General features: G+C 39.9%; 14 protein-coding genes. All 14 read right to left on the bottom strand.

Annotated elements, in window-relative coordinates; genetic code table 11:
* Positions 1-68: 68 nt before the first annotated feature.
* The gene (codY, locus tag AKG34_RS06410; RefSeq protein ID WP_053345318.1) at positions 69-848 is read right to left on the bottom strand and encodes a GTP-sensing pleiotropic transcriptional regulator CodY; all 780 of its coding nucleotides are present in this window, start codon (positions 846-848) and stop codon (positions 69-71) included.
* Between the two features lie 108 nt (positions 849-956).
* Complete coding sequence (gene hslU, locus AKG34_RS06405) at positions 957-2366, bottom strand: ATP-dependent protease ATPase subunit HslU (protein WP_053345317.1); 1410 nt, start codon at positions 2364-2366, stop codon at positions 957-959.
* A gap of 13 nt (positions 2367-2379) precedes the next feature.
* Entirely contained in the window at positions 2380-2907 is a 528-nt protein-coding gene (hslV, locus tag AKG34_RS06400) for an HslVU peptidase proteolytic subunit (RefSeq protein ID WP_053345316.1), read from the bottom strand.
* 20 nt (positions 2908-2927) lie between these two features.
* A complete protein-coding gene (gene xerC / locus AKG34_RS06395) occupies positions 2928-3830 on the bottom strand; it encodes a tyrosine recombinase XerC (protein ID WP_053345315.1) in 903 nt (300 codons plus the stop codon).
* Between the two features lie 59 nt (positions 3831-3889).
* The gene (trmFO, locus tag AKG34_RS06390; protein WP_053345314.1) at positions 3890-5197 is read right to left on the bottom strand and encodes an FADH(2)-oxidizing methylenetetrahydrofolate--tRNA-(uracil(54)-C(5))-methyltransferase TrmFO; all 1308 of its coding nucleotides are present in this window, start codon (positions 5195-5197) and stop codon (positions 3890-3892) included.
* Positions 5198-5630: 433 nt separating this feature from the next.
* Positions 5631-7706, bottom strand: a complete 2076-nt coding sequence (topA, locus tag AKG34_RS06385) for a type I DNA topoisomerase (RefSeq protein WP_053345313.1) — start codon at positions 7704-7706, stop codon at positions 5631-5633.
* Positions 7707-7971: 265 nt separating this feature from the next.
* On the bottom strand, positions 7972-8838 hold the full coding sequence (gene dprA / locus AKG34_RS06380) for a DNA-processing protein DprA (RefSeq protein ID WP_053345312.1): 867 nt from the start codon (positions 8836-8838) through the stop codon (positions 7972-7974).
* Positions 8839-8958: 120 nt separating this feature from the next.
* Entirely contained in the window at positions 8959-9861 is a 903-nt protein-coding gene (gene sucD, locus AKG34_RS06375) for a succinate--CoA ligase subunit alpha (RefSeq protein ID WP_053345311.1), read from the bottom strand.
* Positions 9862-9879: 18 nt separating this feature from the next.
* Positions 9880-11040 carry an ADP-forming succinate--CoA ligase subunit beta gene (gene sucC / locus AKG34_RS06370; protein WP_053345310.1) on the bottom strand — a complete coding sequence of 387 codons (1161 nt, stop codon included), beginning with the start codon at positions 11038-11040 and terminating at the stop codon, positions 9880-9882.
* Positions 11041-11582: 542 nt separating this feature from the next.
* On the bottom strand, positions 11583-11855 hold the full coding sequence (locus tag AKG34_RS06365; RefSeq protein ID WP_053345309.1) for an EscU/YscU/HrcU family type III secretion system export apparatus switch protein: 273 nt from the start codon (positions 11853-11855) through the stop codon (positions 11583-11585).
* Positions 11852-13768, bottom strand: a complete 1917-nt coding sequence (locus tag AKG34_RS06360) for a TP0910 N-terminal domain-containing protein (protein WP_053345308.1) — start codon at positions 13766-13768, stop codon at positions 11852-11854. Before AKG34_RS06360 ends, AKG34_RS06365 begins: the two co-directional genes overlap by 4 nt.
* 17 nt (positions 13769-13785) lie before the next feature.
* Entirely contained in the window at positions 13786-14571 is a 786-nt protein-coding gene (locus AKG34_RS06355) for a ribonuclease HII (protein WP_053345307.1), read from the bottom strand.
* Between the two features lie 190 nt (positions 14572-14761).
* Complete coding sequence (gene ylqF, locus AKG34_RS06350; RefSeq protein ID WP_053345306.1) at positions 14762-15634, bottom strand: ribosome biogenesis GTPase YlqF; 873 nt, start codon at positions 15632-15634, stop codon at positions 14762-14764.
* Positions 15635-15651: 17 nt separating this feature from the next.
* Complete coding sequence (gene lepB, locus AKG34_RS06345) at positions 15652-16212, bottom strand: signal peptidase I (RefSeq protein WP_053345305.1); 561 nt, start codon at positions 16210-16212, stop codon at positions 15652-15654.
* Positions 16213-16354 lie beyond the last annotated feature (142 nt).

Genomic DNA, 16354 nt, shown 5'->3' with positions numbered 1-16354 from the left:
TTGCTAGCTTGTCGTTCAAATTACACACAAAAAAGGCAGCCCTTTTTCAAGGACTGCCTTTTTCTCTGTTAGTTATTTTTCAGTTTTTCTAGTTCAAGAAGGAATTTATCATTCAATACTTTGATATACGTACCTTTCATACCAAGTGAACGTGATTCGATAACCCCTGCACTTTCTAACTTTCTCAACGCATTTACGATTACCGAACGAGTGATACCAACACGGTCTGCAATTTTCGATGCTACAAGTAGACCTTCATTACCTTTAAGCTCTTCAAAAATATGCTCAATAGCTTCTAATTCGCTATATGATAATGAGGAAATGGCCATTTGAACGACCGCTTTACTACGTGCTTCTTCCTCGATTTCTTCGGATTTCTCACGAAGGATTTCCATACCGACTACCGTTGCACCATATTCAGCTAAGATTAAGTCATCATCGTGGAATTTCTCTTGTAAACGAGCAAGAACCAATGTTCCTAAACGTTCTCCTCCACCCATAATCGGTACGATCGTTGTTAATCCAGTTGCAAAAAGCTCTTTGTTTTCTACTGGGAAAGCAGTGTACTCACTTTCGATATCCAGGTTAGAAGATGTTTCTGGAATATTAAATAAGTTTTTAGTATACACTTCTGGGAATTGCTTATCTTCTAACATTTTGTACATACGTTCATTCTCGATTTGCTGACTTACTGCAATGCCGAGTAATTTTCCACGTCGGCTGACGACGAACACATTTGCTTCGATAACTTCACTTAAGCTTTCTGCCATTTCTTTGAAGTTAACTGCTTTTCCTGCTGCTTTTTGGAGCATTGCATTAATTTTTCTTGTTTTTGCTAATAAGTTCATTTGATTTGTTCCTCCTAAAAATACCATGGTTCACAATAGACTATGAAGTTGTATTTCCGTAATTTTATGTTCATTGCATGGGCAAGTATATTGCCATTTGTTTCATTCTTAAAGGATAAACTGGCTTAAATCTTTATTTCGGGCGATCGATCCCAGTTTTTCTTCGACATACTGAGGAGTGATTGTAATCTTCTCCATCGTGATTTCCGGAGCTTCAAACGACAAGTCTTCAAGAAGCCGTTCTAAAATAGTATGAAGTCGTCTTGCACCAATATTGTCTGTGTTCTGGTTTACCTCGAAGGCCACTTCAGCTATCTTACGAACAGCATCGTCAGAAAATTCAATTTCTATACCTTCAGTTTCTAACAAAGCTACATATTGTTTTAACAAAGCATTATCTGGTTCATGAAGAATCCGGACAAAGTCGTCTACAGTTAATTTGTTCAATTCTACACGGATCGGGAACCTTCCCTGTAATTCAGGAATAAGATCGGATGGTTTAGCCATATGGAAGGCTCCGGCCGCAATGAACAGCACATGATCCGTTTTAACCGATCCATATTTAGTCACAACTGTTGAACCCTCAACAATTGGTAGAATATCCCTTTGAACCCCTTCTCTCGACACATCCGCTGATGAACCCCCAGATTGCTTACTGGCGATTTTATCGATTTCATCGATGAAGATAATCCCGTTCTGCTCAGCACCGTACACAGCATCCGAAGTAACTTCATCCATATCAATCAATTTTGCCGCTTCTTCATTCGTTAAAACAATTCTCGCTTCACTGACCTTCAATTTGCGCTTCTTACTTTTCTTTGGCATCAAGCTTCCTAGCGCGTCTTGCATACTCATCCCCATTTGTTCCATTCCCGAACCTTGGAGCATATCAAACATTGAAGCGGCCTGTTCTTCCACTTCAACCGTGATCATTTCATTCTCTAACTCACCTTTAGCCAGTTTATCAGCTACAATGTTTCTTTTTTGCTGCAGATTTAAATCTTCGGAATTTTCATCCGGATCCTGCTCATCTTGATTGTTACTGCCTCCAAAAAAGACTTCAAGTGGATTCTTAAAATTGCTCTGTTTTTTTGTTGATGGCACTAATAATTCTATTAACCGGCGATTCGCATTTTCCTCTGCCCGTTCTTTTACGCTGGCCATCTTTTCTTCCTTCACGAGGCGGACAGATGTCTCTACCAAATCACGCACCATGGATTCTACATCCCGCCCGACATATCCAACTTCGGTAAATTTCGTTGCTTCAACTTTCACAAAAGGAGCACCAACCAATTTAGCCATTCTCCGAGCAATTTCTGTTTTCCCAACGCCGGTCGGTCCAATCATTAATATGTTTTTCGGAACGACTTCATCACGAAGTTGATCCGATAGAAGGGAACGGCGGTATCTATTCCGAAGAGCCACTGCCACTGCCCGTTTTGCCTCCCGCTGCCCCACGATATACTGATCCAGTTTTTCAACGATTTGCCTCGGTGTTAAATTAGCTTTTTTTGACATTATGCGCTCCTCCTTACAACTCTTCCACGATTATATTCGTATTCGTAAACACACAAATTTCCGCTGCAATTTGTAAAGATGATTGGGCGATTTCCTTGGCTGATAAATACTCACTAGAAAAACGCTTTAATGCCCTGCCGGCTGCCAGTGCATAATTTCCTCCTGATCCTATTGCAAGAATCCCGTCATCCGGTTCAATTACTTCTCCGGTACCAGAAACGAGAAGCAAATCATTTTTATCCATGACGATTAACATCGCTTCCAACTTTCTCAGTACATTGTCACTTCGCCATTGCTTCGCCATTTCGACGGCAGCACGTTGAAGATTGCCATTATACTCTTCCAGCTTAGATTCGAACATCTCAAATAAAGTGAATGCATCTGCAACCGAACCTGCAAAACCTGCAAGGACATTACCATTAAAGATCTTTCTTACTTTCCTTGCCGTATGCTTCATCACTACTGAATTTCCTAAAGTAACCTGCCCATCACCGGACATGGCACATTCACCTTTATGATGTACTGCAAATATCGTTGTCATAAAGAGTCCCCTTTCAACATTTAAGCTCGCGGATGTGATGCATTGTAGACTTTTTTTAATTGGTCTTTTGTAACATGCGTATACACTTGCGTTGATGAAATTTTTGAATGACCAAGCAATTCTTGTACTGTACGTATGTCCGCCCCATTATTTAATAGGTGTGTAGCAAAGGAATGCCTTAGCATATGGGGGTGAAGACTTCCCTCTGCGGCTGACTTTTTAATCAATTCATTTAAAATATAGCGAACTCCCCTAGCTGTCAGAGGGTCTCCACGAGAATTAACAAATAAATAAGCATGCGCCTTAGCGTCAGACGAAGTCATTTCCATCCTAGCTGTACGTATGTACAAATCTATCGCTTCCTGAGCATATCTTCCAACTGGAACGTAGCGATCTTTCTTCCCTTTTCCATGGACGAGTACTGTACCTAGAGACAAGTCGATATCCTGCAGTTTAACTTCACAGCACTCACTAACCCTAATGCCCGTAGCATACAGTAATTCCAATAGTGCAGTGTTCCTTATTCCTATCGGTGAATCTTTCTTTAAAGAAGAAAATAACTGATTCATTTCTTCCTCATAAAGAAAACGTGGCAGCTTTTGATCCTTTTTAGGTAAAGAAGCAAGAGAAAAAGGATTATCCTTCACATCACCTTCACGTAATAAAAATTTATAAAAGCTCCGCAGGCAAGATGTTTTTCTTGCCACAGTTCGCTTAGAAAGTTTTTTCTCATATAAATTCGTTAAAAACAACCGGACATCAAAGTATTCGACAGACGTGACATCGGTAATCCCTTGTTCATTCAGGAACAATAAAAATTCGTGAATATCCCGTTTGTAATTTTCAATGGTGTAATGTGAACTGTTTTTTTCTATTTGTAAATATTCGATGAAGGATGATAATGCCTTATTTTGATTAATCATGGAAACACCTCGCAAAGGCTAATAAATAGTATCATACTTTAAAACAGCAGGCAAATATTTTACAAAGTTTTCACAAAGTTCTGAATTGTGTCTAAAGCGCGTTTAGCATGCATTTCATTCCGATCTTTTTTCGCTTTGATTCTAACTTCAAGGTCTGGAAGCAGGCCAAAGTTGGCATTCATCGGCTGAAAGCTCTTCCCATTAGTAGATGTAATGTACCTTGCCATACTACCCATTGTCGTTTCGGCAGGGAAAATGGTAGGCTCCAACCCTTGGATGATTCTCGCGGCATTGATACCCGCAACTAATCCTGATGCAGCTGATTCTACATATCCCTCTACACCAGTCATCTGACCGGCAAAGAATAAGTCATCGCGATTTTTGAACTGGTACGTAGGTTTTAGAACGTTAGGAGAGTTAATGAAAGTGTTGCGGTGCATAACTCCATAACGAACAATTTCAGCATTTTCCAATCCTGGTATAAGCTGCAGTACTTCTTTTTGCGGTCCCCATTTTAAATGTGTCTGAAAACCAACAATGTTGTAAAGAGTACCAGCTGCATCATCCTGTCGCAATTGGACTACAGCAAATGGTCGTTTTCCTGTTTTCGGATCTTCTAAACCAACTGGCTTCAATGGTCCGAATAACATCGTTTTCTTCCCACGTGATGCCATCACTTCAATTGGCATACACCCTTCGAAAAAGATTTCTTTTTCAAATTCTTTAAGAGGAACAGTTTCAGCAGAAATCAATGCTTCATAGAAACGGTCAAACTCTTCTTCCGTCATCGGACAATTCAAATAGGCTGCTTCCCCTTTATCATAACGGGATTTTAAATAAACCTTATCCATATTGATGCTTTCTTTTTCAAGAATTGGAGCAGCAGCATCATAGAAATATAAGTATTCTTCATCCATAATCTGCTTTAAGCTGTCAGATAGAGACTGACTTGTAAGCGGACCAGTGGCAATGACAGTAGGACCTTCAGGAATTTCTGTCACTTCTTCATTAATGACAGTAACATTTGGATGATTTTTCACCTTTTCTGTAACAAGACTGGCAAATTCATGACGATCGACAGCAAGTGCACCTCCGGCAGGAACAGCACAGGCGTCTGCTGCAGATATGATAACAGAATCCAAAATCCGCATTTCTTCTTTTAAAACACCTACAGCATTTGTTAAGGTATTTGCCCGAAGTGAATTGGAACAAACAAGTTCAGCGAATTTGTCGGTATGATGTGCTGGTGTTTGTTTTACCGGCCGCATTTCGTATAAATCTACTTTAATTCCTCTTTTAGCTAATTGCCACGCCGCTTCACTTCCTGCAAGCCCAGCGCCGATTACACTTACTTTTGCTTCTTTCATTTTTCGAACCTCCATGTATAGATATGATAAGACAGAATCATTTATCATTAAAATTGCTTTTATAAAAGACTTCATTTTTAACGATATGTATGTATTTCACCTATAAAATACTCGTTCCTGCTGACGACAATTATAAAACCCTATGCCACCAATCCTGCATTCTTCCTACAACCCAAGTTTCCTAAGATGGACAACGGACACAAAGAGGAATTATATCTTTAAGTTAATACACTTGTCCACTGAATTTTACATTACATGACCCAAATAAAAAAGTTTCAGGCTTTATCCAATTTCTTCTTGGAAATAAAATCCTCTTATTATGATGATAGCACACATCCATGAACATAAAGAAACTCGGCAGATGCCGAGTCCACATTTTATTCTGAGTTTCTCAATTGAACATAGAAATATGGGAGTAATTAGTCCACCTTTTCTAAGCTTGAGGTGTTTCTTTGAAATCACAATCCATACACTGTACCTGCACGCCTTTTTTGAGTTTTTTCTCAACAAGCGTACCTTCACATTTTGGACAACTACGAGGTAGAGGTTTGTCCCATGAAATGAAGTCACATCCTGGATAAGTATCACAACCGTAGAACAGTCGACGTTTTTTACTTTTCCGCTCAATGATGTTGCCTTCTTTACATTTCGGACATTTCACTCCGATTTCTTTAACGATTGGTTTTGTGTTACGGCAATCCGGGAAATTACTGCAAGCCATAAACTTTCCATATCGACCCATTTTAAAGACCATTTCATGTCCGCATTCTACGCAATCTTCCCCTGCAGGCTCATCTTTGATTTCAATTTTCTCCATTTCGACTTCCGCTTTAGCCAAATGAATAGCGAAATCTTTGTAAAATTCATCAATGACCTTAATCCATTCAACGCTTCCTTCTTCGACACTATCAAATTCCTGTTCCATCTTGGCAGTGAATTCTGCATCTAGAATATCCGGAAAGAATTCACGTATCAATTCAAGGACAATTTCACCAAGCTCAGTCGGGATAAATCGCTTATTATCAAGCGTAACATAGCCTCGTTTTTGAATCGTATCCAATGTAGGAGCATATGTAGACGGCCGGCCTATGCCTAGTTCCTCTAGTGTTTTGACAAGACGCGCCTCTGTATAGCGTGGCGGTGGCTGTGTGAAATGCTGCTTCGGTTCGACATCTTTTGAAAAGAATTGATCTCCTTTTTTTACATCTGGAAGGGCATTTTCCTTTTCTTCCACTGAGTCATCCGAACCTTCAACATATACCTTCATGAAACCTGGAAATTTAATTTTAGAACCATTTGCCCGGAAAATGACATCACCGTTGTGAAGGTCAATGCTCATTGTATCCATTACAGCCGAAGACATTTGACTTGAAACAAAGCGTTCCCAAATTAATTTATATAAACGGAATTGATCTCTAGATAAAAACTCCTTCACTAAACTTGGTTCACGTAATGTGCTTGTCGGTCTAACCGCTTCATGCGCGTCCTGAGCATTTGTCTGTTTTTTCTCCTTGCGCTGTTCAACCTGAACATAATCATCACCATAACTGTTTTGAATAAAGCTATGGGCTTCCTGCTTGGCAATATCCGAAATCCGGGTCGAATCCGTTCTCATATAAGTGATTAGCCCGACTGTACCTTCTTTTCCGAGCTCAATTCCTTCATAAAGCTGCTGAGCAAGCATCATGGTTTTCTTGGCACGGAAATTTAATTTCCGCGCGGCTTCTTGTTGCAAGGAAGAAGTCGTAAAAGGTGCAGCTGGATTACGCTTTCTTTCCTTTTTCGTCACGGTACCAATGGTGAATTCGCCGCCGCTTAAAGAAGCAAGTACTTTCTTGACATCTTCTTCCGTGTTTAATTCTTTCCGTTCACCACCAAGGCTGAAAAAGGAACCTTCAAACTGTTCATTTCCTTTAACAAAATCAGCCCTGATTGTCCAATACTCTTCCGGTACAAAGTCTTTGATTTCTTTCTCTCGGTCAATAATCATCCGAACAGCAACCGATTGAACTCGTCCTGCACTTAAGCCTTTTTTCACTTTTTTCCACAAAAGCGGGCTGATATTATATCCGACCAAACGATCCAATATTCTCCTTGCCTGCTGTGCATCAACCAACTTCATATTAATGGGTCTTGGTGATTTAAATGATTCTTTGATCGCTTCCTTCGTAATCTCATTGAATACGACACGGCAATCTGAATTAATGTCGACATCGAGACTGTGAGCTAAATGCCAGGCAATCGCTTCACCTTCTCTGTCGGGGTCAGCTGCGAGATAGATTTTTTTTGCTTTTTTTGCAGCTGTTTTCAATTCTTTTAGAACCGGGCCTTTGCCGCGGATAGTTATATATTTAGGCTCATATTCATTTTCAACATCGACACCCATTTGACTTTTAGGCAAATCGCGTACATGCCCCATGGAAGCCTTTACTTTATATTTTTTCCCTAAGTAACGTTCAATTGTTTTCGCCTTTGCGGGCGATTCCACAATCACTAAATATTCTGACATCCAATAAATCCTCCTCAAAGAGGTAATATAAATCTTCACTATTATTAATCATTCAAATTTCATTTGTCAACACCTCTTTATTTTTCAAAGCATGCTGATTTATTTAATTTTAGATATTTTAACAAGAGGTGTCATTTGCAAAACTTATAACAGTTTTACAATATTTTCAACCTTTTTGACTAAAATTTCAACCTATTCATCTAAAAAAGCACCTTTTTTGCTATTTCCCCTTCAATTTTTCCGTATATCTTCTATATTATATTGTTCAAAATTCTTCCTCAATCTGTAACGAACTCAAAACAAGTTTGGCTCCATCTTGAATTAATTGATTGGCCCCTAATGATTCTGGGCTTGATACGTTACCTGGAAGCGCAAATACCTCTCTGCCATGTTCAAGAGCTGCCTGTGCAGTTATTAGGGAACCGCTCTTTTCTTTAGCTTCTACCACAAATACTCCCTTGGATAATCCACTAATAATACGATTGCGAAGCGGAAACATCCAAGGTTCCGCCCTCATCGCCGGAGGAGTCTCAGAAAGCAATAACCCTTTATTGCTTATTTCTCTTGCAAGCGGGATATTAGATTTTGGATAAATTTGCAAAAGTCCCCCGCCCAAAACTCCAATCGTATTTCCACCTTCATCCAATGTGACTTTGTGTGCAGCCGCATCGATTCCAGCTGCCACTCCACTGATGATGACAAAGTTTTTCTGCACAAGTGGCGGTAAAATCGTTTTTAAGGCCTCTAGTCCATACCAGGTTGGCTTACGTGTTCCAACGACACCTAGAGTACTCTTCTTCTCTAGAAGCTGTTTATCGCCTTTAAAATAAAGCACCCATGGGGGATCAAATATCTGCCTCAGCAAAAACGGGTAATCTTCATCAAACATAGTCAGACATTTAATTTGGTTATATTCGTATTGCTTTACCTTTTTAATCGTATTAAGAGAATGTAAATCTTTCAGAAAGAGATTTAATTTATTTGAAGGTATAGGAAGGATTTCAGCCCATTCGGTGTACGTGGTTGTGAAAAGAGAAGAAAGGGATGGATTATAGGCCATAATTGTTTGGATCGTTTTCCATCCTGCTCCACGGCAATGATGGAGGTGGATTAATTTTTCTTTCCTGTTCAATTAGAAGCACCCCTAATCGGAAATTTTTAAAAGAAGATTAATTGCGGTTGTTAAGATGTGTTTCGGGGAGATTGAAGTGAAATAAAGACCGACCCAAAAAACAGGTCGGTCCATCTTAGATTAGTGTGTTTTGCAAGGTTCATACATGTCTTTTTCTTTAAGGACAGAAATCAAAGTTTCGCCCATAACGGATGGGGTCTCGGCTACTTTAATACCGCATTCATTCATAACGCGGATTTTCTCATCAGCTGTTCCCTTACCGCCTGAAATAATAGCACCAGCATGTCCCATACGTTTACCGGCTGGAGCCGTGCGGCCACCAATAAACCCGACAACTGGCTTCGTCATATTTTCCTTCACCCAGATTGCTGCTTCTTCTTCTGCTGTGCCACCGATTTCCCCAATCATGATCACCGCATGAGTTTCTGGATCTTCATTGAATGCCTTAAGTACATCAATAAAATCAGTTCCGTTAACAGGATCCCCACCGATACCGACAGCGGATGATTGTCCGATGCCTGCTTGTGATAATTGGTGAACGGCTTCATACGTCAAAGTTCCAGAACGAGAAACCACGCCTACATGACCTTTTTTATGGATATACCCTGGCATAATACCAATCTTACACTCTTCCGGACTAATAACACCCGGACAGTTTGGTCCAATTAAACGAGTTTTTTTGCCTTGCATATATCGCTTCACCTTAACCATGTCAAGGACAGGAATGTGCTCCGTGATACAAATTACAAGATCAAGTTCTGCATCAACCGCTTCAAGAATGGCATCCGCTGCAAATGGAGCAGGTACGTAGATAACAGATGCATTTGCTCCGGTTTCAGTGACAGCTTCGGAAACTGTATTAAATACAGGTACCCCTTCCGCTTCTGTTCCACCTTTACCCGGAGTTACTCCACCCACGATCTTCGTGCCGTATTCCAACATCTGTTTTGTATGAAATAATGCTGTTGAGCCTGTGATTCCCTGAACGATCACTTTCGTATCTTTATTAATATAAACGCTCATTATGTTCCCCCCTGCCTATTATCCTACAAGTGATACTATTTTTTGTGCTCCATCTGCCATTGATTCAGCAGCCGTAATATTTAAACCAGACTCTTTCAAAATCTTTTTCCCAAGATCCACATTCGTTCCTTCAAGACGGACAACAAGAGGGACATCCAAGCCTAGCTCTTTTGCAGCAGCTACGACACCTGTCGCGATAATGTCACACTTCATAATTCCTCCGAAGATATTTACAAAGATACCTTTTACTTTTTGATCAGATAGGATGATTTTGAAAGCCTCTTTAACTTTTTCCTCTGTAGCTCCGCCCCCAACGTCAAGGAAGTTAGCCGGGTCTCCCATATAGTGTTTAATGATGTCCATCGTTGCCATTGCAAGCCCCGCACCATTAACCATACAACCGATATTTCCGTCAAGCGATATGTAACTAAGACCGTGTTTGGATGCTTCAATTTCTTTAGCATCTTCTTCATCTAGATCACGGTACTCCGCAATGTCTTTATGGCGGTAAATCGCATTATCATCGAAATTCAATTTAGCATCTAGTGCCATTACATTGCCGTCGCCTGTCACAACTAATGGGTTGATTTCAGCAATTGAACAATCCTTTTCAACGAATGCTGTATATAAGTTGACCATCAGTTTAGACGCCTTATTTATTAGCGAAGCCGGAATGTTGATATTAAAAGCGATTCTTCGTGCCTGGAAGCCAGTTAAACCAACAACCGGATCGATCACTTCCTTGAAAATTTTCTCTGGAGTTTTTTCAGCAACTTCCTCAATTTCCGTTCCGCCTTCTTCAGAAGCCATCAATACCACACTATTTGTTGCACGGTCTAGGACCAGTCCAATATAATATTCCTTCGTAATGTCGCAGCCTTCTTCAATAAGTAAACGCTTAACTTCTTTACCTGAAGGTCCTGTTTGATGGGTCACCAGCGTTTTACCAAGAATCTCTTCTGCATATGTACGCGCTTCGTCAAGATTCTTTGCTACCTTAACTCCGCCGGCTTTCCCGCGGCCGCCCGCATGAATTTGAGCTTTGACGACAACAACATCTGTACCTAACTCCTTCGCTGCTTCTACTGCTTCATCTACAGTAAAGGCAACCCGGCCATTCGGAACAGATACCCCGTATTGTCTCAAAATCTCTTTCCCCTGATACTCATGGATATTCATTTCCCATCCTCCTTATCTACTAAAAAACAACTACCAAAAAACAACATTTAGATTTAATGCGTGTTTTCTCTATCATATTACAACAAAATTCTACTTCGTGCATGATTTTCTTTCGCAATATTTTGAAAAAATTATTACGATATACTTCTAGGTCGGTGTATAAAATGGAAAAAACGAAGTCCACTAATATGTTTATTTTTTTAAAATAGTATTTATCTCGGTCCGAAATCTCCATTCTAAAAATAGCCATTCCATTTTTCATTTAGTATAAACACTTTGTTTACAAGCCTTTTTTCATCATTTTATTCATCTATCTTTTTCTGAAACATTATAGTTATCTTTCTAAAAAATTTCAAATCTTCAGAAAAAGAAAAAGGACAAAGCCATAGCTTTATCCTTTTTCTGATAGTTTAGTATGTTTTTAATATAATAAAAATTTTTAAGTGCATTTCCTAAAATTCTACATAAACCAACCATAAATTCACATAAATCAACCATAAATTCACATAAATTCACATAAATCAACCCAAATAATTTGAATCTTACCGATTCAAGTCCCGGTCAACTTTATAAACAAACGCAAATACCTCTGCAACCGCTTCATACAATTCTTCCGGAATCGTTTGATTAATATCCAATTGCCCCAAAAGGGAGATTAACGACACATCTTTTTGAACAGGGATATTCAGTTTTATTGCTTTATCTAGAATCTTTTCCGCAGTTTTACCTTTCCCCTTTGCCAAGATGACAGGGGATTTCGATATCTCCGGGTCATATTTTAAAGCGATCGCTTCTTTTCGTTTTTCATTCGTCATATCCGAATATCCACCCCACTATATGATTCTTTTTCTGAAAAAAGGGCGGATTTCAATTTCGTTTCAGTAGTTTTTTTGCTCACTGGATTTTCAAATAAAACTCCGGATAATCTGTAATCCATTTTTTTCAGATTCGCCTTCAACAGTGTAAGATAATTGTCGGCAGCTGCTTCTATTGTTTTACTATACTCATTAATGACCGTCACTTTTATGACACGGTTTTGAACCTGCATGTCAATGAACGTTTCCTTAAGACGTTCTAACTCTAAACAAAACAGGATTCGACAATAATCGGGATCTATCTTGCCATCTTTTTTTTTCCTTCCGCTCCATTGCAACGTTAAGTCCGTTTTAGAAGACCCAAGATTAAGAGGCAATGTAAGGAGTAAATTCTGCAAGGGGCCCGTTTCCTGTGAAAGAATCTGTTGAGCAGTAATTCGATTCAAAATTTGTTCTGCCAGTTCCTTAACGGATGCCGGATTTTGCTCGTTCAGAAGTTTAAGTAGCAACGGCTTGAGGGTCTCTAAATCCTTTGTTAAATCTTCCAAACCATCTCCATGCATATTAGCAAGAGCATGTTCCAACTGTAGTCCAAGCATCTTCGTCCACTCTTTAAGTTGTTGTGCAACAGAGGCACCATTCGTGAAATCGATTGTTTGAAATTCAGTTTCCAGCACTTGTGTAAGCACTAGTTTCTCAGCATTCGTAACGGAGAGCGCCTCAGGACGTCGCTTAAGCGATTGAATCAGCAGTTCTGTCACTTTACCCTTCGACTCGGTAACTTTCTCTGTATCCTTATTTAAATGGGCTATTAGGTCATTTACCTCTATTTCGGCACCCGCTATTCTATTTCCGGCTGATGCTTCTGCAAACGTACGCTCAAGCAAGCGGGAAGCAAGAGCGGACAGTTCTTCTGTAGAAATGGTTTTTTGCTGAATTGATTTGATATCAGTAGACGTTTCTGCTTCTACATAATCAAGACCGTTTAATAATCGATTTAGACTATATTCGACCTTTTCAACTTTCCCCAACGTTCCATTTTTTGCATCAGATAGCAATTGCAGTCCCTTTTGTAGTTTATCAGTCACTGAGTTCTTAGTAGATCCTGATATTTCCGCCGATTCGACAACTAATTTCTCCAAAAAGCCAGCCTCAGTAATCCCCATTGGAACGAAACCAGTCTTTTGAAGCAGGGAGAATGCCCCAGTTTTCAATTCAGGTGATGCACTGGAATCGATCCAAGTGGTAACAAGTTTCTGTAGACCAGTTTGTTGAAGCTGATCCTGTTTAGCTACATGTAACGAGTCTAATACGCCTTTTAGTTTTACTGATGTTTCCGAAACACTGTCCTTTAATTGTTGCTGCAGGCCACTGAGCAATTTGTGAAAAGGTTCGCCTTTTGCTTGTGCCAACAACGCTACAAATACATCTTCAACAAAAGGTAATTGCTGAAGGAACATTTTTTTGATGATAGACAGGCCATATTCTTCTGCATCAGCAGTTTTTACCCATTGCAAAGCAGACAAAAAAGTATCCTTTGTAATTGGGAGTTGATTTTTCAGTAAATATTCGGCAAGGCTGGCTGCCTCCGGTTCTGGAGATATGCCAAGATGAGAGAGCAATTGTGCAGCCGCTCCTTTTAAACTAGAAAAGTTTACATTCGGAGAATCCAGTACTTTTAACACAACCTTCCCCTCATTTGGCTGCTGTACTTGAAACCAATACATTTCTCCTGCCTGAAGTGGGATATCGAGTGTGGCAATCATTTTTTGATGGCCAATCTGCACTTCCGTTGTTTGGTTAGGATAAATCCTATTCACTTTTCCGAAAAGGATTTGTCCGTTTTTCAAACTCGTACTTCCCTTTATTTCAATGGGTGACGACACGGATTGACCGCTTGTTATCGATTGCATCTCTCTCGCCCTCTCTCTTAATCGTTCGTTCGTGCGGCGATTTCCTTTACAGGTGCAAAACTCCTCCTATGCCAAGGTGTAAGCCCGTGATTATCGAGTGCTTCTAAATGTTGTTTAGTCCCGTACCCCATATGCTTTTCAAATCCGTATTCTGGATACGCTTCCCCATATCCCTTCATCATCCTGTCACGTGTCACCTTAGCGATAATAGAGGCAGCAGAGATAGAAATACTTCTTGCATCTCCCTTTATGAGTGAAAGTTGAGGAATCGGCACTTCAAGTTCCATCGCATCAATCAGCAAATGATCCGGGAGTTCTGAAAGATTGTTCACAGCCGCAATCATGGCTTTTTTCGTAGCTTGATATATATTGATTTCATCAATTTCTTCGCTATGTACAATGCCCACCCCGATGGATACAGCTTCCTTTAAGATAGTCTCATAAAATAGTTCCCTCTTTGACTCAGGAATTTTCTTAGAATCATTTAGCCCTGGTAGATAAAAAGATTCAGGTAAAATAACTGCACTAGTCACAACCGGTCCCGCTAGCGGCCCTCTTCCTACTTCATCGATACCGGCAAGAACTGAAAATCCCTGTTTTCGCAACTCCCGTTCAAACTCCATCATTTTCATAAAATTATTCTTTACCTGTAGCTCTTTTTCATAGGCTCTTTGCCATTTACTTACTAAGTCTGTTACTCCCTTTCGTCCATCCTCCTGGCATTCTTTTAAGAACGAATCTTCTGGCTCGCTTACTGTTTTTAATTTTGAAGAGATTTCTTTTATACTCATGGCAGTTTTCATCATTTATCACCTATCATTTTAATTATCGGCAGTCTTGTTTCATTTCTACAGCTTAAACAAAAATACGGAGCGGAAAAGAGACATCAAAAGGTAAAAAAACCTTTTGACATCTACCTCCAGCTCCGTATCAACCCTATACACAGACATTCCTTTTAAGAATCATGTCTGTGTTCTCTAACCTCAAAAGAAGTTATTCGGGGGTATTTTCTTCTTCTTTTTCTATCGGTAGCTCAAACGTGAGCGGCCCCATCTTTTCAGAACGGATTTCTCGAACGACCAATTCTGCGGTTTTATCATAATCAATAAAGCCCCCAGATGCTAGACAACCTCTGAACTTTCCAACTGCATCAAATAGTTCTAGCGTTTCTTGAGGAATTACATCCAGATTATAACGGGATTTCAAACGATCCGGATATTCTCTTTCCAAAAAGCGAAGGCCGTATAAAGAAACTTCATGCAAGTTTAAAATCGTATCTTTGATTGCTCCTGTTAGCGCTAGTCTTAAGCCAACTTCCTGATCCTCAAATTTAGGCCAGAGGATCCCCGGAGTATCCAGAAGTTCTAATTCCTTTCCTACTTTTATCCATTGCTGTGCTTTCGTAACACCAGGTGTATTCCCTGTTTTGGCAATGTTTTTTTTAGCAAGACGATTGATTAAAGTAGATTTCCCTACGTTCGGAATACCGACAATCATAGCACGAATCGCACGCGGCTTAATTCCTCTTGATTCCATCCGATCATACTTTTCTTTTAAAAGTTTCTTAGAGGCAGCTGTAATCTGGTTTAAGCCATTTCCTGCCTGTGAGTTAATAGCGATTGCCGTTTTACCTTGTGATTTATAATACTCAAGCCACTCATTGGTTTTTACCGGATCAGCCATATCAGCCTTATTCAAAAGGATAACCCTTGGTTTATGCTGTATGATTTCATCGATCATCGGATTTCGTGAAGATGCAGGAATCCGGGCATCCACAAGTTCAAAGATGATATCGATCAGTTTTAATTTTTCTGTTACTTCCCTTCTTGCTTTGGCCATATGGCCAGGGAACCACTGTATTGTCAATGGAATCAACCTTCCTACTATTCCGCCAATCGAAAATCTTCAATCGGCCAATAAACTAATTTAGTTTTACCTAACACCTTATTGTAAGGAACAACACCAACGCCAATATGGCGGCTGTCCTTACTAAAACGGCGATTATCTCCTAAGACAAATAGATGGTCTTCAGGCACGGTTTCTTGTTCTATGACATCGCTTAATGTAAATGGTTCTGTCAAAGCCCCGCCATCAATCAACTGCTTTTTATATTCATCCAAGTATGGCTCTGCATAGGCTTTTCCATTCACGTAAAGCGTATCATCTTTATATTCTATTTTTTCGCCTGGTAACCCAATGACCCGTTTTATATAATCCTTGCCTTCAGGGGCTTCAAAAACAATAATATCGAATCTTTTCGGTTCACTAATTGAATAGGAGATTTTATTTACGAGCATGCGGTCCGTGTCCTTTAATGTCGGCATCATGGAATTGCCGTCCACGACAATCGGAGCCAGGAGGAAATAACGAATCAGCGTGGCTGCTATAACCGCGATTATGACCGCCTTAGTCCATTCCCACAATTCATTTTTCTTTTTCGTCATCCTTACCCACCCTTTTAGAAAGCATATCAACAATTATTTTAACATGTTGCGGACGCTATAGCGAGCAGGATTCTTTATAGTCTTCACCCTGATGAGCGATTATTTTTTCTTCAAGTGCAAAAAAAGGAGCCTGTTAAACAAG

Source organism: Peribacillus butanolivorans (assembly GCF_001273755.1).
Lineage (GTDB): Bacteria > Bacillota > Bacilli > Bacillales > DSM-1321 > Peribacillus > Peribacillus butanolivorans.
This window is presented reverse-complemented; position numbering and strand designations above follow the sequence as displayed.